1 protein-coding gene and 1 riboswitch are annotated in these 1,110 nt (G+C 68.9%); the gene reads right to left on the reverse strand.

Annotated features, from left to right (window positions below):
* Positions 1–19: 19 nt before the first annotated feature.
* Entirely contained in the window at positions 20–493 is a 474-nt protein-coding gene (locus tag STRAU_RS25315; RefSeq protein ID WP_037661803.1) for a C40 family peptidase, read from the reverse strand.
* A gap of 3 nt (positions 494–496) precedes the next feature.
* A riboswitch (cyclic di-AMP (ydaO/yuaA leader) is annotated at positions 497–665 on the reverse strand.
* Positions 666–1,110 lie beyond the last annotated feature (445 nt).

Below are 1,110 nucleotides of genomic sequence, written 5' to 3' on the forward strand. Positions count from 1 at the left end.
CCGCCGTCCGCCCGCCGGATCAGCGGACCCGGCCGTACCAGACGCTCTTGGACCAGATCTTCTCGAGCCGCACCACCGTGCCCCGCTTCGGGGCGTGCCAGATCTTGCCCTTACCGGCGTAGATGCCGACGTGGTAGACGTTCCGGCCGGAGTGGAAGAACACCAGGTCGCCGCGGGTGCGGTTGCCCTTCGAGACATGGCGGGTCTTGTTGTACTGCTGCGCGGCGGTTCGCGGCAGCTTCTTGCCCACGCGCTTGTACGAGTAGAGCGTGAGGCCGGAGCAGTCGAACCGGCTGGGTCCCGCGGCTCCGTATCCGTACGGAGAGCCCTTCTTGGAAGCCGCGATCTTGAGCGCCTTCGTCCCGTGTGTGGCTGCCTCGGCCTCGGAGGTGAGCCCGGGGGCCACTATGGTGCCGCCCACGGCGGCGAGCGTGAGTGCCGATGCGGTACCGGCCCTCGTCAGCAGCGACGGAACACGATTCAGCGCAGTCATGCGCAACCCTTCGTCAGCCGCCTGTGAAGGATGACCTGTCGGGTTCGGGCAGGCGAAGATGCCCGGTCGCGTACGACTTCACCCCAAGGACCGGCCGGTCTCCCGGACGGCCCGCCTTACTGGGTCCTCCACTCCTGCCGATGCACAGATGTCGACCGGGCATCCGGGTGGCGGCAGGACTCGGCGTCCGCCCGGACCGCCCCGCCGCTTGTGGCGGGGGCTTGTCGTCGGAAGGGATCTTCACCCGAGAGTGGCGAAAAAACCGAGCCGAATCGGCAGTATGTGAGGCTCCTCACGGCTGACCCGTTCGGGTGGACAGCGCCTGAAAAGGTCTCAGATCACACCCGGGGACGAATGCCCGAACAGCACCGGAACGTCCCGTTCCGGGTGTCGCGTACGGGAGTTGCGCAACTCGAGAGGCTCGCGTGTACGAGCGATTCGTACACCGAAAGGGCTACCACGTCTGGTCGTACTTTCGGCCACGCCGGACGGCACGCCCTTCGCGTCCGCACCCGTCCGCCCCCTCAACGGCCGGACGGCGCGGGCGCGCTGCGGCCGGGGCGCTCCCGCGGGTGACCGGTGCGACGGCGCATCCGCGGCGCGGCACCGCCACGGCC

The sequence above is a fragment of the Streptomyces aurantiacus JA 4570 genome (assembly GCF_000414115.1).
GTDB classification, from domain to species: domain Bacteria; phylum Actinomycetota; class Actinomycetes; order Streptomycetales; family Streptomycetaceae; genus Streptomyces; species Streptomyces aurantiacus_A.

Coding starts and splice junctions, on each gene's coding strand:
- STRAU_RS25315 (WP_037661803.1), bottom strand. CDS start 493: ATGACTGCGCTGAATCGTGTTCCGTCGCTGCTGACGAGGGCCGGTACC.